Raw genomic sequence first — 21,781 nt, forward strand, 5'->3', positions numbered from 1 at the left:
TTGTGTGGGGTTATTCCACGTCAGGACGCTTGACCCAGACGGGTGACAACTGACTGCCACTGCCGGTGATGAACAGGCTGACGATTTCCCCGCGGGGCAGGCTGACCGGCTTCAGGTCGCTGACTTTGCGCTGGCCGTCGTACAGCGCCAGGCTGACCTTGACCGGGTTGATCTCACGGTCGCCACGGCCTTGCGGTGCCACGCGTTTAACCACCTCGGTCTTGCCGTCGGCGGTTTTCAGGACCAGCGCCTTATCGCTGAGGTTGTGCACGCGGATCAGCGCCTTCTGCTTGTTTTTGAAGATCGGTTCCTCGACCAGCTTGGGGGCACCGCTGGGCAGGTTGACCAGGGTGTAGTACTGGTCGCCGGCGAGCCTGACCGGCAGGCTCTGCGTACCGACCTGGGCGCTGTAGTCGCCCTTGGCCAAGTAGCTGAACGCACTGCTGCCGAGCGGCGCGACATCATCGAACTTGGCGCTGCCGAGCGAGGCGCTGACCTCCTGGTTAGCGGCGTTGTAGAGCCGCACGAAGGCCGAGCCTTTCGGCGCGATTGGTGCGTAGAGGGCGGCGTCGCCGGCCTGGCTGGTATTGAATGCCAGCAGACCGGCGAGCAGGGCGCCGGTGTGGACGAGGCGGCGTGACAGGGTTGGGCGATTCATCGGGTAAGTCTCCATTGACGGGGCTGACGCTCTCTGGTGATGAGCCCGGTAGGGCGTGAAGGGGTAGCGTTGTCGGCGTGGCTGCGCAGGCTGGCCACGCGCTCGCCGCTTTGCGCGGACTGTTTGAGCTGGACGATCCAAGCCGGATCGAAACTGCTGAGATCGTTGGCCATCGGCAGGTAGCGCTCGGGGAACTCCCAGATCACCCATTGCGGCGGGGCTGTCTTGAGCTCCTCGGTTTGCAGGTACTTGAGCATTGGCAGGATCGGCCCGCGACCGTCCTCGGCGTAGTTCAGCAGGTCGCTGCCGAGTGCCTGGCGCAGGGCGCCGGCGAAGTTCCAGTTGGGATTGGCGCTGTAACTGGTGCCGACCAGGGCCACTGGCACCTGGCTGTCGCCGAACAGGGCGTCGTCGCCGTCAGCGGCGGAGGGTTCGGCCGGGCGAGTCTTGCGCGGCTGCAAGCGGTCGGGCTCAGGCAATAGCTCGGCGAACAGCGGATCCAGTGGCAGGAAACGAGTGAGATCGCCGGTGTAATCCTTGCTGGCCACGGTTTCGGTGACGAAGGCCTGGGGTTCGCCTTGCAGCGGCGCTGCGTGGTCAATGCTGCGGCTCAGCTGCTGCGCCACCGCCTCGGCGCCGCGTGGCGTCCAGTGGGTGTCGCCGCTGAGAAATACCGCACCCTGTTGTTTGGCCTGTTGCAGCGGTTGCAACAGGTCCGGGGCGAGCAGCTTGGCCTGGCGCGCGCGGGCCTGGAAGCGTTGGTACAGGTCGCTGTGCAGGCTGGCCGGCTTGGTTTCGCCAATGTATTCGGGATACAGGCGGGCTTTGGCCGGCACGATGGCCAGGATCAGCTGCACGTTGCGTTCGGCCAGGTAGTGGCTCACGCCCTGGATCAATTCCCAGTTGTCCTGGATATTGCCCTGGGCGTTGGCTACTGGTTTGAACTCTTCATCGCTGTACAGCCAGTCTTCGCGACCCAGCACTACACCGGGACGGCCCTCGTTGAACAGGCTGTAATCCAGTGCGGCCCAGAGGTTGGTGCCCAGGCGCTTGATGGGGAAGTGTTCGTCGTAAAAGCCTTCGAAGGCCTTGCTCCATTGGCCGCGCAACAGCTTGGCATCTGCCGGCGCGTCGAACTCGCCGACACTGCGCAGCGACCAGGCGCCGAGGCCAATCAGCAGGCCGATAAACAGGCCGATATACAGGCGTCTCAAGGTAAGGGACATGCCGGTTCTCACTTAAAACTGGAAATACAGGAAGGGTGAGTAGCTCTGCGCCGACAGCTTCAGGATCGACAGGCAGAACAGCAGCAGGATCAGGCTGCGCAGCAGGTAACGCGGCAGTGCGATGCTCCAGCCGGGCTGCTGCACCAGCACGCCAGCAGGGGTGACGCTGACGCTTGGGCCGCCGCTCTGTCGCTCAATCGGTGGCCTGTTGCGGTAGAACTCACGCAGGCCGCAGAACGCCAGGGTCAGGTAGGCGATGACCAGGGTCACGACTTGCAGGTCGCTGACGCTGGCGCGGCCCAGCTCCGAGAGCTGCCAGCTGTCGAAGCGGAACATCGCCTCATACAGGCGCCAGGCCACGCCGAGGTTCTCCGCGCGGAAGATCACCCAGCCGAGCATCACCAGGAGAAAGGTCGCGGCCCACTTCAGCGGGTTGAAGGTTCTCGCCGCGGTGTTCAGCCCCAGGGCGCGTTCGATGGCCAGCCAGGTGCCGTGCCAGGCGCCCCAGATCAGGAAGGTCCAGTTGGCGCCGTGCCAGAAGCCGCCGAGCAGCATGGTCAGGAACAGGTTGCGGTAGGTGTTGCCGGTGCCGTGACGATTGCCACCCAGCGGCACATAGAGGTAATCGCGCAGCCAGGTCGACAGGCTGATGTGCCAGCGTCGCCAAAACTCGGTGATCGACTGGCTGATGTAGGGCTGGTTGAAGTTCTCCATAAAGCGGAAGCCCATCATCAGGCCGAGTCCGATGGCCATGTCGCTGTAACCGGAGAAGTCGAAATACAACTGCGCGGTGTAGGCGATCATGCCCAGCCAGGCATCGCCGGTGCTGGGGTTGGCCAGGCCGAACAGGTGGTCGACCAGCGGCGCCAGGCTGTCGGCGATGAACACTTTCTTGATGAAACCCTGCATGAAGCGCGTGGCGCCTTCGGAGAACTTGTCGAGGCTATGCGTGCGATCGGTGAACTGATCCGCGAGGTCCTTGTAGCGCAGCACCGGACCGGCGATCAGCTGCGGGAACAGGGCGATGAAGGCGGCGAAGTTGATCAGGTTATGGGTCGGCTCGGTATCGCCCCGGTAGACGTCGATCAGGTAGCTCAGCGACTGGAAGATATAGAAGGAAATTCCGATCGGCAGGATCACCTGGGTCAGCAGAAAGGGATCCAAGCCGGCCGTTTCCAGCAGCGTATTGAGGTTGGCCATGCCGAAGTTGGCGTACTTGAAGTAACCGAGGGTCGCCAGGTTGCCCACCACGCCCCATGTCACCCAACGCCGGGCGGCCTGGCTGCCTACTCCGGCGCGATGAATACGCAGGCCGAAGCCGTAGTTCCACAGGGTTACTGCGACGAACAGCAGGAGAAAATCCACCCGCCACCAGGCGTAGAACACATAACTGCCAATCAGAATCAGCAAGTTGCGATAGCGGTTGCTGCTCAAGTAGTACAGGCCGAGAAAAATCGGCAGGAACAAGAACAGGAACACGTTGGATGAAAAAACCATCCGTCTTTCTCCGTTGAATGGCAACTCGTCTGGGGCTCACAGCCCCCCCTTTCCCCCCGTACTGTGGGGGGTACTGCTCCGTCCATGGACGGGTTTGCCAGCTGGCTAGGGTGCGCCGCGTTCCTCGCGGTGTACCTGTAGGGGCCAGCTGTTTGGCGATGCTGTTGCGTCGCCTGGATCGCCAGCCAGCTGGCGCCTACTCAAGAGCGACTGCTCCTGCTTACGGTTTGTCGGTCAGCTATCGTCTTTGGCCCGTGGGGTGAACACCTGGCTCACGTCACCGCCGAGGCGGAAGGTGCGAAATGGGCCCATTTCCTTCTGTCGTTTCTGTGCTGCTGGCGAGCAGGCGTAGAGCGTGCAGTAGGGCGCCAGCCAGGCGAACTTGGCGGGTTTGCCCAGGTCCTCCATATCCTGCTCGTGGTCGGTCTTGTCATCGAAGATGTCCTGCTCCTCGACCCCGGCCATGACCCGCTCAGCCAGGCGCTGCAATGCGCCTTGGTTCTCGTCGCGCAGGTCGAGTGCATTGGCTTGGGCGAAGGCGGCGATCATCGTCAGCGGCGGTAGGCTGTAGTTGTGGTAGGCCAGGGCGCGTTGCCGACGCTTCAGTTCGTTGGGCAGGTAACCCTGCTCATCGACCTGGCCGGCGGCGACCCGGAACTGCGCGACGGACCAGTCGAACAGGTCGCGCCGGTCGCTTATCACAGCAGCGGCCATGACCGACCAGGCGGCCCAGTAGCTGTGGTTGTTGATCTTCTTCAGCGGCAGTCCGCTCCAGTCGTCCACGGTCTGTTCGGCCAGGCGGACAAACCAGGCTTCGATCCGCTGAGTCTGCTCGGGGTAACGCGCCAGTGGTTGCGAGGTGGAGAATTTCAGGCGCAGGTAGGCGCCGGCCATGCTGCCCAGGGCCCATTTGCGCATCGACTTGCCGGTATGGTTGAACTCCGTGGAGAGCAGCGCGTCGGCCTCGGCCCAACTGTTCAGCCAGCCCAGGACGCAGCTCAGGTGTTGCGGGCGGCCATCGCGCATATAGCGCATGACCTGCTGGCTCACCCCGCGCTCCAGTTCGGTGATGTTCGCGGTCTGCTCGCGGAAGGCCCGTTCGGCCTTGCGGTTGAGAGTGGTGCGGGCCTTGTCCGAGCCTTCGTACTTGCTGCGGAACACCAGCTTGCCGGTGTAGGGCGCAGGCGTTGCCGGGCAGGCGTCGGCCTGGCCCTGTTTCTGCTGCTGCGGCACCGGCGCGTAGTAGCCCGACGGTGGGATCAGCGGACTCGCCGCCTCGACGGCAACGGCGCACAAACTCAGGCTGAGCAGGCAGGGGGCGATGAAGCGGGCGATGGTCATAGGCTCAACCCCCGCTCGTTGCTGTCAGCTTGCCGCTGCTGGGGAAGCTGTTGCGCTTGCACAGCTTGGCGTCCACCGTGAGCGCCTGACCACTTGTGGCAGGCCCCTGGATATCCAGCGCCAGCAGGTTCTGTTCGGCCCAGTCTTGCTCGTCGCGTAGCTCGAAGGCGAAGCGGCCATTGGTTTCCATCGTGTCGGTTTTTTCCAGCTTGAGCTTTTCCCGGCGGCCGTTCATGTACCACAGGGTGGCCTCGAGGACTTTTACCGAGGGGTCGCTTAAGCGGATGTCCAGTTGGTAGCCGTCGCTGCGCAGGGCCAGGAACTGCTGCTCGCCATTGACCAGTATTTCGTTGCGGCCGGGGCGCAGTCTGGTCTTGTTGGCCAGCACGGCCGGCTTGCCCTCACAGCCGTTATCCAGCAGGGCCATCATCTGCCGATAGACTTTGTCCTGATCCAGGCTGTACAGCGGGGAAAACTCCCAGATCAGCACTTTCGGCGGATTCTGCTGAAATTCGTCGCTGCCCAGGTACTCGATCATGGCGCCTTCCAGGCCACCGCCGGGTGCCGCGACGTTCATCACTTCGGCGCCGATGTACTGCTGCAGGAAGCCCTCGAAGTTATAGTTCTTGCCGCTGTGGCTGGTGCCGACCAGGGTGATCTGCGGGGTGCTGGCCTCACCGAACAGGGCGTCGCCACTGCTCTCGTCCTTGGGTTCGGTGATGAAGTGGTCGGTGTACTGGGTGGCGTAGCTGGTGCCGCACAGTTGTCCGGCGACGTTATGCAAGGTACCGCTCTTGCCCATGATGCCTTCCTTGCGGGTGACGAACTCACGCCGCGGCACCTCGGCAAAGGCCGGGATACGTTTGACCTCTGCGGCCACCAGGCGCGCGGTGCGTTGCGCGCCATAAGGGCTCCAGTGCTGGTCGCCACGGAAGTAGAACGGCTGCTCGTGCTGTTCGTCGGTCAGTTGCGCCAGGTCGGGTACCCACAGGCCCAGCTGCTGGAATTTTTGCAAGGTGGCGCGATAGCTCTGCAGGGCCTTTGCGTAGTTGAAGCGCGCGTACTCCTGTGGGTTCAGTTTGCTGCGATTGACCAGGCCGCGGGTCGGTTGATAGACCACCACCAGCTCGACCCCCTTGCTCTTGAGGGCATCGCGCAGTCTTTTCAACATGCGATAGCCGGCGGCCGTGGTGCCAAAATCGGTGCGCAGATCTTCGCGGGTACGGAACAGCCAGTCGTCCTGGGCTTGCACCAGGGTGATGAAATTCTGCTGATAGTTGGTGGTGTAGCGACTGACGTCGTGGGCCGCCGGACACAGAGGGCCAATGGCTTCTGCACTGAACACCGGGCCCCCAGCCGCAATCCCGGCCGGGCTCGCTGGCGCCGCCTGCAGGCCGCTGGCGAGGGCGCTGATAGCGACGCCGATGGAGCCGAGTACTATGCGGTTATTCAGTGCTATCCGTTTCAGGGTTCGAGCTTGCATATGGGGACTCCTCAGTCCTGGAGTTCGGCTTGGCGTTCGACGGGGTCGATCAGCACGGCTTTCTGTTGACGTACCAGCAGGTCGAGGATTTCTTCCTGGCGCTCGCCGAGTACTCCGGAGAAGCTGATGCCGGTCGATTTGGTCGGGGCCAGCAGGTCGACTCGATAGAGTTCGACGCTCAGCGGCGAGTCGATCGACAGTGGGCCTGAGCCGTTGCCGGCCAGGCGTCCGCCTACCACCTGCATCGACACTTCGGTGTCGAAGGGGTCGAGGGCGATGTTGCGGTCGGTGTCGCTGAGGTCTTTGATGTGCCCGTAGATGCCGGTCAGACCGTTGCTGATGGAGAGGTTTTCGTACATGCGGATGTTCACGCTGTTGCGCACCCGTATGCCATGGCGCCGGTTGCCGATGATGCGGTTGCCCCACAGCAGATTATCCGGGCTCTCGTACACCGTGATGCCGTCGGAGTAGTTTCGGTAGATCTCGTTGAAGGCGATCAGGTTATTCACGCTGTTACGGTCGATCACCAGGCCGGAGAGCTTGTTGTCGTACACCCGGTTATTGAAGATCCAGCTGTCATTGACCTCGCGGGAGATGATGATGCCGTGCTTCTTCTGGGTGCCATAGACGCTGTTGTCGGCGATGATCAGGCCGTGTGAGCGGTCATGCGGGTCGATGCCGTAGACCACGTTGTCGCGATAGGTGTTGCCCTTGATCACCACGTCACGGGCTTCGTAGCAGTAGAAGCCGTAGTACATATCGACGAAATCGGAGTCGATCAGCCAGCCGCTGGGTTTGGCGCGCTGCATGCGTTTGTGCATGTTCGGCGTGTACTGGGAAATACTCACCCCATAGGACTTGCTGGTCTGGTAGCCGAAGCTGGTCAGGGTGCTGTTGACGATGTAGGTCTCGGTACCGCCCCAAGCCAGCAGGAAGGGGCGGAATTCGCTGGCTTTGCGGAACGTCGCCGGGCCGTTGTCGGCCTCGCGCCAGGCGGTGATCTTGCTGTCCGTGACGAACAGTTGGCCATCGTTGACCAGGAAGGCGCCGCGCTCTTGCGACAGGCGCAGTTCCTCGGTCTGTTTATCGATGTGCAGGGTCGCGCCTGCCGCCACCACGATCGGCAGGCGTGCCAGGTAGACCCCCGGTGCGCTGCTGCGGAAAAACTGTTTCGGCAGCTGGCTGACCAGCTGGCTCAGGTTGACGTAACCGCCCTCGATGAAGATCGCCTGGGGAATGCCGCGCTGGCGCTTGACCCACTCGGCCATGCGGTTGTCGCCGCCGATAAAGTCTTTCAATGCGTTTTGCTGCAGCATGCGCCGCACCGTCACGCGACCGCCCGGTTTGCGCACGATCTTCGCCTGCACCGCCGCTGCGGTGTAGCCACTGAGGTCCGGCAATTGCGGCATCTCGATGTTCAAGGGTGCGACCGGCGGGCTGGTCACGGTGTAGGTCTTGGCCTTTTGCAGCTCCTGTGTGGTCTCTGGGGCCTTGGCATCTGCCAGGCTCCAGCCACCGGCCAGGAGCAGAACGCCGACCAGCACAGGCAGCGTGAGAATGGGTACGCGGGATCTGGGTTTATTGAGTTTCATAGATTGTGCACTCCCGGGTTGCATCAGTAGCGCCAGATGACGTCGACGAAGGCGCGATGCATCAGTGAGTCGGCCTCACTGCCGTAGGCGTCGCCGGGCTTGAAAACGCCACCGCGAAAGCGCATCAGCGCCGAGGGTTCGTCGATTGCCTGGCTCATCGAGGCCGGCAGCAGGCCCTGCTTGAAGTACTTGGTGACCACCAGATCGACTTCCTGACCGAGGTCCTTGTCGCCATTGACCAGGCTGGCATTGATGCCGCTGTCGCCGATCGGTTGCTCGCCATCGACCCGCCATAAGCGGTGGTACACCAGGCTGGCGTCATAGTCCTCGCGCACCTGCCAGGAGCCGAACAGGGTGGCGGCCTGCAGGTTGCTCAGCTCGCCGCGGAAGGCCTCACCGAAGCGGTGCACGCGCGAGCGGGTGCCGGTGAAGTTGGAGCGGTTACTCTGCAGCCCGGTCTGCTGATAGTTGCCCGAGCCATCGTCGCTACCACCGCCGCTACCGCGGGCGTAGGCCGCACCGACTTGCCAGCTGGGGTCCAGGCGCAGGCGCAGACCCAGGTCGGTGCCCCAGGCGTTGACATCGCCGCTTTGTTTGCCGCTGGCGATGCGCTGGTCGCCGCTGCCGGTGGTGTCCAGGCGCTCGCGCTCACCGCTCAGCCAGGCAACGCTGGCCCAGTAATTGACTGGGTTCTGGTTGCGGAAATTGTAGGCATCGCTATTGGCGGACAGGCCCAGCCAGGTGAGGTCGCCGGTGGTTCTTTTGTCCAAATCGTCGACCGCTTCACCGGTGCTGCGCAACTGGCCATCGTCACGGCTGTGGTGGGCGTTCACGCCCAGCCAATGGCCGGGGGTCCACTGGGTGGCCGCATCGGCGAACAGATGCAGACGATCCTCGTCCTCGGGGGCCAGCTCGTCGATATCGCTGCGGTACTCGCTGAAGCGCTCGGCGACACCGAGGTTGGCCCGCAGCAGGGTGGTGTCGAAGGTCCAGTTCAGCGCCTCGATGTTCGTGTCGCGCCACTGGCTGTCGTCGTTGCGCAGGCGCTGGCGGCCGAAGCGCAACTCCTCGCCGGGGTAGGCGGTGAGGCCGGAGTAGCCGACCCAGAATTCACGCAGCGCCAGGTAGCTCTTGTCCGGTTGCCGGCTGTCGTTGCGGCTGGCGGAGTCGCCGTCGAGGGCATTGGGTTGCAGGGTGTCGGTTTCAATGATGTCGCTGGCGCTGACGGCCTGGCCCATGGCATAGGCGCTCCAGTTGCCGCGTTGGCCATAGACCCAGGGACGCACGTCGAGGCCGAGGCCCTGGACGTCACCGCCATCACGAGTGCCGAGGTCACGGTCGTCCTCGGATTGCGCAGTGATTTTCACGTCGAGACCGAAGTACTTGTCGTTACTCGGCGCGGCCCAGATCGAGTGGCTGGAGAGCAACGTCGCACCCAGGCCGAGGCTGGCGTTCATCCAGTGCTTGAGTTTCATTGCAGTTCCTCTGCGGTTTGGCTGAGCCCGGCTTGGCGGGTGAGTGCGCTCTGCTGGACGGTGCCGCGTAGTCGCTGTTCTTCGTGCAACAGGCGTTGCGCTTCGGCGCGCGCTGAAGCGGGTAATTGCCGCTCGATTTCCGCGGCCAAGGGCAGCGCTTCGGGCTTGTCCTGCTGCACGGCCAGCTGGCTGAATACGTAGGCGTTGACCAGGTTGGGTTTGATCCCACGACCCTGGCTGAACATCTGTGCGAGGGCGTAGTCGGCACTGTTCTGACCACCGCGAGCGGCGGTGAGCAGGTGCTGCAAGGCTTGTGCAGGGGCGACATGGCCGAGGTAACCACGGCGGTAGAGCTGGCCGAGGTAATAGTGGGCGCTGTTTTCGCTGGGGGCCGCCTTGAGCAGGTGATGCTCGGCTTTTTGCGGGTTCCTCGGCAGCAGCTTGCCCTCGTAATACAGCTTGCCCAGCAACAGTTCCGCACGCGGCAGTGCCGCATTGCGACCCTGTTCGAGGTACTCGAGCAGTTGCTCGATATCACCCAGTGCGGGGTAGTCATAGAGCAGGCGGGCCAGGCTGACCCACGCGGCGGGATAACTCGGGGCGAGCTGCTCGAGTAGCTGTTGTGCGGTTTTTTCGTCCGGCGTGCCCAGCTCCGGGTCGGCCAGTACCTGGGCCACGTCGTCTACTCGCCGTGCTGGCACTGAGCCGCTGCGATAGGCGGTTTGCAGCTGGTTTAACAATGCCGCCTGTTGTTCGCGCTGACCGCGTTTCTGATACACGGTGGCCAGTTCCACGTAGCACACATCTGCCGTGCTCAGCGCCTGTTTGCAGATGCGCTGCACATCATCCAGGTGCTGGTCGTAGTTGCCTTGGGTGCGATAGACCATCAGCTGGGCCAGCTCGGCCTGTGGGTAACCGGCAGCACGCCATTGGTTGATGCGCTGTTGCACGCTGACCGAGGGGAAACTCTGCGGGTACTGCAGGTAGAGCAGGGTCAGTGGCAGCAAGGCACTCTCTTGACCATTGGCGAAGGCCTGTTCGAGTAACTGCTCGGCCTCCTGGCGCTCACTTTCGCTGACGTCAGGCTTCCTTGCCAGCAGCTTGCCCAGGCGCGCGGCGGCACGCGGCGAGCTATCCGCCGCCTGTCGGTAGGTGGCTTCGGCCTGGCGCAGCAACTCGGGATCACCACTGGCCTGCTGGATGTCCGCCAGGCCGACTTGCGCATCGGAGTAGCCCAGCTCGGCGAGTTGCCGATAATTCTGCTCGGCAGTCGCGGTATCGCCGCTCTGCAGGGCTTGATTGGCCAGGCGCTGATCGGGCAAACCGGCACAGCCAGCCAGGCTCAGCGCAGCGACCAGCAGCAGGCGTTGTGGTTGAGAGTAAGTCACGCGTATGTCCTCCTCAGAGCCTCACGGCCATGACCTTGTCGATCAGCCAATCGAACGAGGGGCCGCGATCGCTGCTGACTTCAACCGGGCGGCCGGCGAGGGAACCGTCCAGCGGCTGGTCCGGTTGAATCTGGACGCGGATGTCAGAGGACAGGTTGTCGCTGTCACTCAAGCGGCTGCTGATGATCTTGCCGTGGCGCAACTCAGTCTCGCCAGCGACCTGGAAGCTGACCCGCAGACCGGGTTTGATTTCGTTGAATTTGTTGTAGGGAAAGCGCGCCTCGATGGTCGCCTGGCTGCCACGTGGCACCAGTTGGAAGATCACCTGGCCCTTGCTGGCGAACTGGCCGTCGGCCACCAGCTGGCTGGCCACGGTGCAATCGCAGGGGCTGGTCAGGGTGCCTTTCATTTGCTTGCCGAACAGACTTTCGACCTTGTCCGGGTTGATCTGCTCCTGGTCCAGATGGCCCTTGAGCATTTCCAGCATGGAGGCACTGAAGGTGGCGATGGGCGCGCCCTTGTCTATCTGTCCGTCGGCTCCGACCAGGCTTTGCACCGTGCCTTCACGGGGCATGGTGACTTGCATGGAGGGCACACTGACCATGCCGGACTGGGCATGGGTGACGAAGTACAGGCCGTACACCGACTTGAAGATGAAGCCGAAGGCGGCCAGGCCCACGAGAAACAGCGCCAGGCTGAAAACCACTGCGCGCAGACGGCGCAGGACGCCCATGCCGGTGGCGACGGCGTTGCCCTTGCGCGCTTTGGTGAAGTTCTCCCGTTGCAAGGTGGTCAGCAGCTCGCCGACGCTGACCAGCTCACCACTCAGGTGGGCGGTGATCAGGTGGCGCAGGGTGTTGATCTCGCGGGGTCTCATATTGTGAAACTGGCAACCGACCCGGCCGTTGTCGATCGAGCGCACCTGGAACTCTACATCGATGCCCAGGCTGATGTTGTCGATGGCAAACAGCAGTTTGCCTTTATGGTAGTCACCGACCTGTACCGGGATCTTGCTGGCGTCATAACTGAAGCCGCCGGCAGAGAGATCCAGCAAATTCTGTTCGGCCACTTCACGGCTTTTGCCGATGAAGCGGACCTTGGCTGGAAGTTTGACCCGCGCATGCTGGCGCTGGGCTTCCGATTCATGCACCACATTGAGGTTGACGGCTGTATTCATGGCGTTATTCCTACTCAAAAGTCACTAATTCCATTCATGTCCGTTCACACCACCAGGAGCAGCGCGGCAATGAATACGCTGGCGGCGGAGAAGGTCATGGTTCGAGACGACCAGGTGTTGAACCAGCGCTGAAAGCTGGCCAAATCACGGTTCAGCTTGGTGGGCTGACGGGTCCAGGATTGCTGGTCGAGGCGGAAGAACACATAGATCTTCACCAGAGCCCCGACGATCTGGTTGTAATACAGAATCAACGGGTAAGCCGGACCGATGCGGTGCCCGCTGAGCGACAGCAACAGGGTCAGGATCAGTCGCGTGGTGCCGATCCACAGCAGGTAGATCAGCATGAAGGCGATGCTGTACTTGATGCTGGCGATGATCGCCACGGCGAGGCCGAGCAGGCAGGTCCACATCGACACGCGCTGGTCGAGCAGCACCAGATTGGTGAACAGGCCCAGGCGCTTTATGCCCAGCTTCATGGCCCGCGAGTTCTGCCGCAGGTTGTTGCCATACCAGCGGAACATCAGTTTGCGACTGGCCTTGATAAAGCTCTTTTCCGGCGGATGCTCGACCGTGTGAATCGCCGCATCCGGCACGTAAAAGGTGTCGTAGCCCAGGCGCATCAAGCTGTACCAGCTGGACTTGTCGTCGCCGGTGAGGAACTTGAAACGGCCGAGGCGCCAGTGATCCAGCGAGTCGCTTTCGACGTCGGCGATGAACTCCGGGTCGGTAATCACCTGGGCACGAAACACCGACATCCGCCCGGTCAGGGTCAGCACACGCTTGGACAGGCCCATCGAGCACATGTTGAGGTGGCGCTGAGCGAAGCGCAGCTTGTGCCACTCACTCATGACGTAGCTGCCGCGGACCTCGCAGAACTCGTTGGTGGTCAGCCCGCCGACGTTGGGGAACAGCTTGAAGTAGGGCGCAGTGGCCCGGACGATACCGGGCTGCAATACGCTGTCACCGTCGATCACCGCGACCACCGCATCCTGGTCCGGCAGGTGCCGGGAAATCGCGCGGAAGCCATGGGCCAGACCATCACGCTTGCCGGTGCCGGCAATCCGCACGAAGTCCAGGGTGACATGCGCCGGTGGGTTGTATTTCTCCCACAGGCTCTTGACCAGGAACTCATCGGACAGCTCGACGATCGAGCACACTACGGTGGTCGGGTAGCCGCACTCGATGGCTTCGAGGATTACCGATTGATACACCTGAGCGGTGGTCAAGGCATCGATGCGGAAGCTGGTGACCATCAGGAACACATGCGACGGATCGGCAGCCTGACCCAGTTGTTTGGCTTTACGCCGGTGGCGGGGAAACACCACGTAGAGAAACAGCAGGCCACGCAGAAAATGCATGGCGCCCATCGAATAGCGCCAGATACCCACGGCACCGATCAGGAACAGGAAGTCCTTCGACTCCGGGTCGAAGACTGTCCTGGGCAAGGCCAGGGCAATCCCCATCAGTAAGCTGAGGTAGAACAGCCAGCCGGCGGCTTCAGCGAAACCCTGCTTGAGCCTATCCATCTGTATCTCCATCCTGTGTTGCGGGCATGCCTGCGGCGGGTGGGCGCGGTTGTCCGCATCCACCCGCAACACGCCGGTCGCCGTAGGTTGAGGCTGTGAGGTGAGGTGCTACTGGTAATGATTGGCACATGGCGGCATGGACCTAATCGTCAGCAGCGCGAGTCGTTACCAGCAGATGCCTTCACTGGCGCCACTGCTGGCGTGGGCCATGAAGCCCACCAGATCTACGACTCGCTTACCCTCGGGAGCCTGCTGGGCGAGGACTCTGAACTGCTCGTCGCGGTTGCCCAGGACGATGATGTCGGAGTTGGCGATGACCTGCGCCAGGTCGCTATTGAGCAGCGATGAGACATGCGGAATCTTCGACTCGATGTAGTCCTTGTTGGCCCCATAGACCCGTGCATATTCGACGTTGCTGTCGTAGATACTCAGGTCGAAGCCCTTGCCGATGAGCATCTCGGCCAGTTCGACCAGGGGGCTTTCGCGCAGGTCGTCGGTGCCGGCCTTGAAGCTCAGGCCAAGCAAGGCGACTTTGCGCTTGTCGTGGCTGGCGATGATGTTGAAGGCGTTCTGCACCTGCGCCACGTTGCTGCGCATGATCGAGCCGAGCATCGGGTGTTCCACATCCAGCTGGCTGGCGCGGTAGGTGAGGGCGCGCACATCCTTGGGCAAACAGGAACCACCGAAGGCGAAGCCGGGGCGCATGTAGTACTGCGACAGGTTCAGGGTCTTGTCCTGACAGACCACGTCCATCACCTCGCGACCATCGACCCCGACCGCCTTGGCGATGTTGCCGATCTCGTTGGCAAAGGTGACCTTGGCCGCATGCCAGACGTTGCAGGTGTACTTGATCATTTCGGCGACTGCGATGTCCTTGCGGATGATCGGCGCGTCGAGTTCGCGGTACAGCTCCTCCAGAATATCGCCGGACTGAGTGTCGAGCTGACCGATCACCGTCATCGGCGGTTGGTCGTAGTCCTTAATCGCGGTGCTTTCGCGGAGGAACTCCGGGTTGACCGCCACGCCAAAGTCGACGCCAGCTTTTTTGCCGGAGCAGTCTTCTAGGATCGGAATGACTACGTCTTTTACCGTGCCAGGCAGCACCGTGCTGCGCACCACGACGGTATGGCGCTCGGTCTTGTCACGCAGGACCAGGCCGATTTCGCGGCAGACCGATTCGATGTAGTTGAGTTCCAGATCGCCATTCTTCTTGCTCGGCGTACCCACGCAAATGAACGACATTTCACTGTCGCGCACCGCGGCGGCAAAATCGGTGGTGCCACGCAGCAGGCCGGAGTGAATTCCTTTTTCCAGGAGTACCTCTAAACCGGGTTCAACAATGGGCGATTTACCCTTGTTAATTAAGTCGATTTTAGCGGCGGAGATGTCCACGCCGATAACTTCATGACCCCGGGAAGATAGGCAGCCCGCACAGACTGCACCCACGTAACCCAAACCAAAAATGCTGATGCGCATCGCACTTACCTCGTCCGTTTATTGCGAAATTAACAGTGGCCAAGTTGGCCATGTCCATGGGTTTAACTTGCTGGTAATGACTCGTTCTTATTTATTCAGGCACATAGACGCACCTGGCTCCGATTGAAGGAGCCCGAACGAGGCTTTGTATTTGGCACGCCCTGTGTAGGCGTGAGCACAGTGCCGTTGAGGCTCTGGCTCGTTAGTCTTGACTGGTCGTGAGAGTGATGAGGTGCCTCCTTGTATCCCAGCGCAACTTTACTCGAATTACAGCTGGTCCCTGGGTGTAGGCATTGCCGATGTTCAAGGCCACAGCTTTAAATCCGATCTAAAGTTGCGTGAATAGTTATGTCACGAGGGTAAGAGTGTAGGGCTGCTTCGATAGTTCCTACCGCCTATCCTGTTTTTTAGAGGCGTGAGTTATATCAGGATTTTAAGTGATTGCATTTTGATGGCGATTTGGCTGTGATATTGCAAAATGCAATGAGGTATTAAAGTTCAATATATTTAATTTTAATTAATCGCGGGGGTGTGGGGGGTATGCGGCGAACAGGAACGGGCCAGAGCGGCCCGCTCGCGAGGGGAGGGTAATCAGTCTTGCGGTTGATCGCGCAGGAACACCATCTTGTCGGCCTGCGACTGCTCGGCCGAATAGCGGTAGCCCTGGTAGGCGAAATCCTTGAGGCCTTCGGGGTTGGTCAGGCGTTCCTTGATCACATAACGGCTCATCAGGCCGCGGGCCTTCTTGGCGTAGAAACTGATGATCTTGTATTGGCCGTTTTTCAGATCCCTGAATTCGGTGTCGATCACCCGCGCGTTCAGCACTTTGCGTTTCACCGCACCGAAGTATTCGGTGGAGGCGAGGTTGAGCAGCACCTCGTCGCCTTGCGCAGCCAGTGCCTGGTTGAGCCAGCCGCTGATGCGCTCGCCCCAGAAGGCGTACAGGTCCTTGCCGCGTGGGTTGGCCAGTTTGGTGCCCATCTCCAGGCGGTAGGGTTGCATCAGATCCAGCGGGCGCAGCACGCCGTACAGCCCGGAGAGCATGCGCAGGTGCTGCTGGGCGAAGTCGAAGTCGGCTTCGCTGAAATCTTCGGCGTTCAGTCCGGTGTACACGTCGCCCTTGAAGGCCAGCAGCGCCTGCTTGGCGTTGTCCAGAGTGAAGGTCGGCGTCCAGCTGCCGAAACGCGCTGCATTGAGGCCGGCGAGTTTGTCCGAGAGGTGCATCAGTTCGGCAATTTGCGCCGGGCTGAAATCGCGCAACTGGGCGATCAGGTCCTGGGCGTGGTCGAGGTGTTCGGGCAGGGTGAAGCGCTGGGTCACCGGCGCGGTCTGGTAATCGAGGGTCTTGGCCGGGGAAATCACCATCAACATACAGCGTTGCTCCTAAAAGTCTTGGTCGCGATTCTAGGCCGAGTAGCCGTCGTGGCTCTACCTATTAAGGCGATGGGTTGACCTGGAGGTGGCCGTGGGGTTGTAGTCTACCCGGGTCGAATCCTTCAAGGAGCCGTCATGAGCGCCTGCAATCACTCCCGTTGGGAGCACTCGCACGACTACCGACCGCTGGAGAGCACCGCCGAACGCCAAGCCTGGCGGGTGGCGGCCCTGACCGGAGTGACCATGCTGGTGGAGATCACCGCCGGCTATGCCTTCAACTCCATGGCTCTGCTCGCCGATGGCTGGCACATGGCCTCGCACATGCTCGCCATTGGTCTGACGGCCCTGGCGTACCTGCTGGCGCGGCGTTATGCCAATGACCCGCGTTTCGCTTTCGGCACCTGGAAGATCGAGGTGCTCGCCGGTTTCGCCAGCGCCATCCTGCTGTTGCTGGTGATCGCCCTGTTGGCGGTCGAATCGCTCTGGCGCCTGTGGCAACCGCAGGTGATCGCCTTCGACCTGGCTTTGGCGGTGGCGGTGATTGGCCTGCTGGTCAACCTGGCGTCGGCCTGGCTGCTGCGCGATCAGCACGAACACAGTCATGGGCACGATCACGATCACGATCACGATCACGATCACGGCCATGCGCATGCGCATGCGCATGCGCACGCTGCGCCAGCGACAGGACGTGACCTCAACCGGCATGCCGCCTTCCTGCATGTACTGGCCGATGCACTGACCTCGGTGGCGGCGATCATCGCGTTGCTCGGTGGCTTGCTGTACGGCTGGAGCTGGCTGGACCCACTGATGGGCGTGGTCGGTGCGCTGATCATCGCGCTGTGGGCCAAGGGCTTGCTGATCGAGACCGCCAAGGTGCTACTCGATCGCGAGATGGACAGCCCGGTGGTGGCGCGCGTGCGTTCGGCCCTGGTGCAGGAGCCGGACACCGAGCTGGCGGACCTGCACCTATGGCGCGTCGGCCGGGCGCAATTTGCCTGCATCGCCAGTGTGGTGACCCATGGTGGCTGTTCGGCTGATCGCTACAAGGCCCGTTTGACGGGGATTCGCGAGCTGGTGCATGTGACCGTGGAGGTCAATCGCTGTGGTCGGAGCGAGCCTGGGGAGGCGGGATAGCGGCGGGAAAGGCGCGAGAAATTACCGACAACTGCGCCAATAGAACTTCTGACTTTAGCGGGGCATGGGCGAGGTGCCAAGGGCTATTCGTCCAAGTGAAAAATAAAGGTAAAAAATCTGAAAAACTCGTTTGCCTGTCATCGGTTTTGGAGTATCTAAAAGACAGACCGCCGAATCCTGCAGACAGGTGGCGTCAATTTGCTATCACCTGGTTTGCACCCTTTCAGTTCTGTTTGAGAGGTCGGCGGTTCCCCGCGGCGGAGCGCTGCTCTGGCATTCCGTCGCTTGGCTCCTACAAAAGGTGACCGAGTATGGATGACCACGGACGCTCAAAGCCCACCGCGCCAACCCTCTACGCCCTCGATACCAACGTCCTGATCCACGATCCAAACGCGTTGCTGAATTTTCAGGAACACCACGTTGCCATCCCCATGACCGTGCTGGAGGAACTGGACAAGCTGAAAACCGGTAAGCAAGGAGTGGCCGCCGAATGTCGTCAGGCCATTCGCTTGATCGACAAGATCCTGGGCGGCGCCAACCCGGAAGAAGTGGAGATTGGCGTACCGATCCAGCGAGAGAAGAGCGGGCCTTGTGGTTTTCTGTCGATCCTCATGAGCAAAAGTGCTTCACCGATTACCTGGCTGCCGGAAGACCTTAACGACAACAAGATCATCAACCAACTGGTCGAGCTGAAATCGCGTCGGCCGGGCATGTCCGTGGTACTGGTGACCAAGGACATCAACATGCGCCTCAAGGCGCGCGCCTGTGGCATCGACTCGGAGGACTACCACACCGACCAGCTGGTCGATGACGTGTCCCTGCTGTCGCAGGGCTATCACAACATGGCTGGCTCGTTCTGGGACCGGGTGAGCACCGTCGAGACCCGTCAGGAGCATGCTCGCACCTGGCACCGCGTGCAGCTCACCGACAATCTGCCGGCGGTGCATGTCAACGAGTTCATCATCGACGAGCAGGGCTTCGTCGGCTGGATCAAGGGCATCGAGGAGGGTGAGCTGCTGATCCTCGACCTGCACCAGGAACCCTTGATGCATCAGGAGGCTTGGGGCCTGCGGCCACGGGATATCTACCAGGCACTGGCGCTGTATGCGTTGCTCGACCCGGATATCCACCTGGTCAACCTGTCCGGCGCCGCCGGTTCGGGCAAGACCATTCTGGCCCTGGCCGCGGCCATCGAGCAGACCATGGTCAGCAAGCGCTACCGGCGCATCATTGCCACCCGTAGCGTGCAGGGCCTGGACCAGGAGATCGGTTTCCTGCCCGGTACCGAGGCGGAGAAGATGGAACCCTGGCTCGGCGCCATTACCGACAACCTCGAAGCGCTGCACATGGATGACGAGAACACCCACGGCAGCGTCGACTACATCCTGCAAAAGGTGCCATTGCAGTTCAAGTCGCTGAACTACATCCGCGGGCGCAGTTTCCAGCAGAGCCTGATCCTCATCGATGAGTGCCAGAACCTTACTCCGCACCAGATGAAGACCATCATCACCCGTGCCGGCAGCGGCTCCAAGGTGGTCTGTCTGGGCAACCTGGCGCAGATCGATACACCCTACCTGTCGGCGCCCAGCTCGGGCCTGACCTATTTGACGGAGCGCTTCAAGGATTTCTCCCACGGCGTGCATATCACCCTGCAAGGTGTGCCGCGCTCGATCCTGGCGGAATTTGCCGAAAGCCATATGTAAAGCATCCCTATCGACCTCCGTCCTACAGGTTTCAGCCTGTAGGGCGTGGCGGTCCTCCTTCTGTCGGGCGTTCTGCAGGCTCGGCAGCTCTCTCCATGGCTCATGCCGCTCTTCAGCATGCGACAACGGGTCGCTGAGCTGGCATTCACGGGTGCCGGAAACTGACTCGCAGGTTTACAATCGGTCGATACCCGCCTGGAGCTAGCCCGTGTTAACCCATCTCGATTCCCAAGGTCGCGCCAATATGGTCGACGTCAGTGATAAAGCCCTGACCGTCCGTGAGGCCGTGGCCGAAGCCCGGGTGCGTATGCGCCCGCAAACATTGCAGATGATCGTCGAGGGCGATCACCCCAAAGGCGATGTATTCGCCGTGGCGCGCATCGCCGGTATCCAGGCGGCGAAGAAGACCGCCGATCTGATTCCGCTCTGTCATCCGCTGATGCTGACCAGTATCAAGGTCGAGCTGGAGGCCTGCGGCGACGATGGGGTGCGCATTCAAGCGCGCTGTAAGCTGAGTGGGCAGACCGGGGTGGAAATGGAGGCACTGACCGCCGCCAGCGTCGCCGCCCTGACCATCTACGACATGTGCAAGGCGGTGGATCGCGGCATGGTCATCGAAAGCGTGCGCCTGCTGGAAAAAGTCGGCGGCAAGAGTGGTCACTACAAGGCCGAGGACGAGCAATGATTCGCGTGCAGTATTTCGCCCGTTACCGCGAGGCCCTGGGCCTGGACGGCGAGCAGCTGAGTGATAGTCAGGGCTTCGCCACGCTCGACGACCTGCGCCAGCACCTGCTGGCCCGTGGCGGGGTGTGGCAGGTGTTGGCCGAGCAGAACCTGATGTGCGCACGTAATCAGGAACTGTGCAGCCTCGACGAGCCGTTGAGCGAAGGCGACGAAGTCGCCTTCTTCCCTACCGTGACCGGAGGCTGAGCATGGCGATTCGGGTGCAGCTCGACGCGTTCGATCCCGGGGTCGAAACCAACGCCCTGCATGCGGCGAACGTAGGGGTCGGCGCGGTGGTCAGCTTCGTCGGCTATGTGCGCGACTTTAACGACGGGCGCGAAGTCGGTGGCATGTTCCTCGAGCACTTCCCCGGCATGACCGAGAAGGCCCTGACCAAAATTGCGGTCGAGGCCGAGCAGCGCTGGCCGCTGCTGAATATCCAGATCATCCACCGCATAGGTCGTCTGGAGCCGGGCGAGCCCATAGTGTTCGTCGCCACCGCCAGTGCCCATCGTCAGGCCGCTTTCGATGCCTGCGCCTTCGTCATGGACTACCTGAAAACCCGCGCACCGTTCTGGAAAAAAGAAGACACCAGCGAGGGCCCGCGCTGGGTCGAAGGGCGCAGCAGCGACCAGAGCGCCGCCGAGCGCTGGCACAAGGCCTAGGAAACTGCCGGACTCAAGTCGGGCTTTCCCTCGTGACGGCCGATCAAGGCCGGCAAGCTCCTCAGCACCCGCTTGGTTTGGTAGCCCGGATGCAATCCGGGGCATGGTCACCCGAATTGCATCCGGGTAACGACTGGTTGCGAGCCGAATCTATCGGCGTCCTTGCGTACTAGTGCCCGCTTGCAATCCTTATTGATCTGCCCTAATCCAGTCGCGCGACGCTCGACCTGTGGTTGCGTGTATCTGGTTGACGATTTATACAAATAAGTCCAGAGTGGACTTTAAAGTATAAATAAGAGGCTGGCAGATGACCTGTCCCAACGCGTTACCCGGCGACAGCCCTTCGCTCAGACGCAGACCTGATGCGCCTTTCTTCTGTCTTGTAGTAACCCCCAGTACCTTCTTCGTCTGCGGCGCCTTGCCGTGGTCGTAGGGTATGTCACTCACCCAGCAGGAATCATCACGATGAAGAAACTCGCCTTAGTGGGCGGCCTTGCCCTGAGCTTGATTGCCGTCAACCTGTTTGCCGCCGAAAGGCCACTGCGTCTGGGCATCGAGGCGGCCTATCCGCCGTTCGCCTTCAAGACAGCCGACGGCCAGATCGATGGCTTCGACCATGAGATCGGCAGCGCCCTGTGCGCCGAGATGAAGGTCGAATGCCAGTGGGTCGAGCAGGAATTCGATGGTCTGATCCCCTCACTGAAAGTGAAGAAGGTCGACGCTATCCTGTCGTCCATGACCATCACCGCCGAGCGCCGCAATTCGGTGGACTTCACTAACAAGTATTACTACAGCCCGGCCCGCCTGGTGATGAAGGCTGGTAGCGAGGTCGATGCCGACTTCAGCAACCTCAAGGGCAAGCGCATCGGTGTACAGCGCTCGACCACCACCGACCGTTTCGCCAGCGAAGTGCTGGCTGCACAAGGCGTTGAAGTGGTGCGCTACAGCTCGCAGAATGAAATCTATCTGGACCTGATCTCTGGCCGCCTGGACGGTACGCTAGCCGATGCCATCCCGGTTAATGAGGGCTTCCTGAAAACCGACAACGGCAAGGGCTTCGCTTTCGTCGGCCCGTCCTTCACCGACCCCAAGTACTTTGGTGAAGGCGCCGGCATCGCCGTGCGCAAGGGCGACAGCGAGTTACTCGCTAAGTTGAATGCGGCGATCAAGGCGGTCCGTGACAACGGCGAGTACCAGAAGATTCAGGCCAAATACTTCGACTTCGATATCTACGGCGACTGACAGTGCCGGGCATGAATAAAGCTGCGCATTGCGCGGCTTTATTCGTCTGGAGTGGAGGCGCTTCAGCTAGCGCTGAGTGGCTGTAGTCGACCCGTGTGGGT

At 61.5% G+C, this 21,781-nt stretch carries 18 protein-coding genes; 6 read left to right on the forward strand and 12 right to left on the reverse strand.

The features are described 5' to 3' along the window. Positions 1-10 precede the first annotated feature (10 nt). The 12 genes from TMS3_RS09210 to yaaA all read right to left on the reverse strand — a co-directional run bounded on the left by TMS3_RS09210 (position 11) and on the right by yaaA (position 16,210). The gene (locus tag TMS3_RS09210; protein ID WP_025164981.1) at positions 11-658 is read right to left on the reverse strand and encodes an alginate O-acetyltransferase AlgF; all 648 of its coding nucleotides are present in this window, start codon (positions 656-658) and stop codon (positions 11-13) included. Then, positions 655-1,884 (reverse strand): alginate O-acetyltransferase, encoded by a 1,230-nt coding sequence (locus tag TMS3_RS09215; protein ID WP_025164982.1) that lies wholly within the window; start codon positions 1,882-1,884, stop codon positions 655-657. Before TMS3_RS09215 ends, TMS3_RS09210 begins: the two co-directional genes overlap by 4 nt. A gap of 12 nt (positions 1,885-1,896) precedes the next feature. Further along, positions 1,897-3,381 carry an MBOAT family O-acyltransferase gene (locus TMS3_RS09220; protein ID WP_025164983.1) on the reverse strand — a complete coding sequence of 495 codons (1,485 nt, stop codon included), beginning with the start codon at positions 3,379-3,381 and terminating at the stop codon, positions 1,897-1,899. A gap of 234 nt (positions 3,382-3,615) precedes the next feature. After that, positions 3,616-4,722, reverse strand: coding sequence for a mannuronate-specific alginate lyase (locus TMS3_RS09225; protein ID WP_025164984.1), 1,107 nt, complete (start codon positions 4,720-4,722; stop codon positions 3,616-3,618). A 4-nt stretch (positions 4,723-4,726) separates the two neighbouring features. Beyond that, a complete protein-coding gene (locus TMS3_RS09230) occupies positions 4,727-6,205 on the reverse strand; it encodes an alginate O-acetyltransferase (protein ID WP_025164985.1) in 1,479 nt (492 codons plus the stop codon). Positions 6,206-6,216: 11 nt separating this feature from the next. Further along, positions 6,217-7,797 carry a mannuronan 5-epimerase AlgG gene (gene algG / locus TMS3_RS09235; RefSeq protein ID WP_051394214.1) on the reverse strand — a complete coding sequence of 527 codons (1,581 nt, stop codon included), beginning with the start codon at positions 7,795-7,797 and terminating at the stop codon, positions 6,217-6,219. A gap of 23 nt (positions 7,798-7,820) precedes the next feature. Next, positions 7,821-9,272 carry an alginate export family protein gene (locus TMS3_RS09240; RefSeq protein ID WP_025164987.1) on the reverse strand — a complete coding sequence of 484 codons (1,452 nt, stop codon included), beginning with the start codon at positions 9,270-9,272 and terminating at the stop codon, positions 7,821-7,823. Continuing rightward, positions 9,269-10,660 carry an alginate biosynthesis TPR repeat lipoprotein AlgK gene (gene algK / locus TMS3_RS09245; RefSeq protein WP_051394215.1) on the reverse strand — a complete coding sequence of 464 codons (1,392 nt, stop codon included), beginning with the start codon at positions 10,658-10,660 and terminating at the stop codon, positions 9,269-9,271. The genes TMS3_RS09240 and algK overlap by 4 nt, the downstream gene beginning before the upstream one ends. 13 nt (positions 10,661-10,673) lie before the next feature. Next, complete coding sequence (locus tag TMS3_RS09250; RefSeq protein ID WP_025164989.1) at positions 10,674-11,837, reverse strand: alginate biosynthesis protein Alg44; 1,164 nt, start codon at positions 11,835-11,837, stop codon at positions 10,674-10,676. Positions 11,838-11,881: 44 nt separating this feature from the next. After that, positions 11,882-13,363 carry a mannuronan synthase gene (gene alg8, locus TMS3_RS09255; RefSeq protein ID WP_025164990.1) on the reverse strand — a complete coding sequence of 494 codons (1,482 nt, stop codon included), beginning with the start codon at positions 13,361-13,363 and terminating at the stop codon, positions 11,882-11,884. A 165-nt stretch (positions 13,364-13,528) separates the two neighbouring features. Then, a complete protein-coding gene (gene algD / locus TMS3_RS09260; protein ID WP_025164991.1) occupies positions 13,529-14,839 on the reverse strand; it encodes a GDP-mannose 6-dehydrogenase in 1,311 nt (436 codons plus the stop codon). A gap of 591 nt (positions 14,840-15,430) precedes the next feature. Beyond that, positions 15,431-16,210: a peroxide stress protein YaaA gene (yaaA, locus tag TMS3_RS09265; protein ID WP_025164992.1), complete on the reverse strand. Its 780-nt coding sequence runs from the start codon at positions 16,208-16,210 to the stop codon at positions 15,431-15,433. Between the two features lie 138 nt (positions 16,211-16,348). On the opposite strand from yaaA, the gene dmeF reads away from it, so the two are divergent. From dmeF to TMS3_RS09295, 6 genes are all read left to right on the forward strand, one after another. Further along, entirely contained in the window at positions 16,349-17,347 is a 999-nt protein-coding gene (dmeF, locus tag TMS3_RS09270; RefSeq protein ID WP_025164993.1) for a CDF family Co(II)/Ni(II) efflux transporter DmeF, read from the forward strand. 311 nt (positions 17,348-17,658) lie between these two features. Beyond that, positions 17,659-19,050 carry a PhoH family protein gene (locus tag TMS3_RS09275; RefSeq protein WP_025164994.1) on the forward strand — a complete coding sequence of 464 codons (1,392 nt, stop codon included), beginning with the start codon at positions 17,659-17,661 and terminating at the stop codon, positions 19,048-19,050. A gap of 208 nt (positions 19,051-19,258) precedes the next feature. Continuing rightward, complete coding sequence (moaC, locus tag TMS3_RS09280) at positions 19,259-19,735, forward strand: cyclic pyranopterin monophosphate synthase MoaC (RefSeq protein WP_025164995.1); 477 nt, start codon at positions 19,259-19,261, stop codon at positions 19,733-19,735. Beyond that, the gene (gene moaD / locus TMS3_RS09285; protein ID WP_025164996.1) at positions 19,732-19,980 is read left to right on the forward strand and encodes a molybdopterin converting factor subunit 1; all 249 of its coding nucleotides are present in this window, start codon (positions 19,732-19,734) and stop codon (positions 19,978-19,980) included. The genes moaC and moaD overlap by 4 nt, the downstream gene beginning before the upstream one ends. Before the next feature lie 2 nt (positions 19,981-19,982). Next, positions 19,983-20,438 (forward strand): molybdopterin synthase catalytic subunit MoaE, encoded by a 456-nt coding sequence (gene moaE / locus TMS3_RS09290; protein WP_025164997.1) that lies wholly within the window; start codon positions 19,983-19,985, stop codon positions 20,436-20,438. A gap of 465 nt (positions 20,439-20,903) precedes the next feature. After that, positions 20,904-21,680, forward strand: coding sequence for an ABC transporter substrate-binding protein (locus TMS3_RS09295; protein WP_025164998.1), 777 nt, complete (start codon positions 20,904-20,906; stop codon positions 21,678-21,680). The last annotated feature ends 101 nt before the right edge of the window (positions 21,681-21,781 follow it).

Origin of the sequence: Pseudomonas taeanensis MS-3 (assembly GCF_000498575.2) — a bacterium.
GTDB classification, from domain to species: domain Bacteria; phylum Pseudomonadota; class Gammaproteobacteria; order Pseudomonadales; family Pseudomonadaceae; genus Aquipseudomonas; species Aquipseudomonas taeanensis.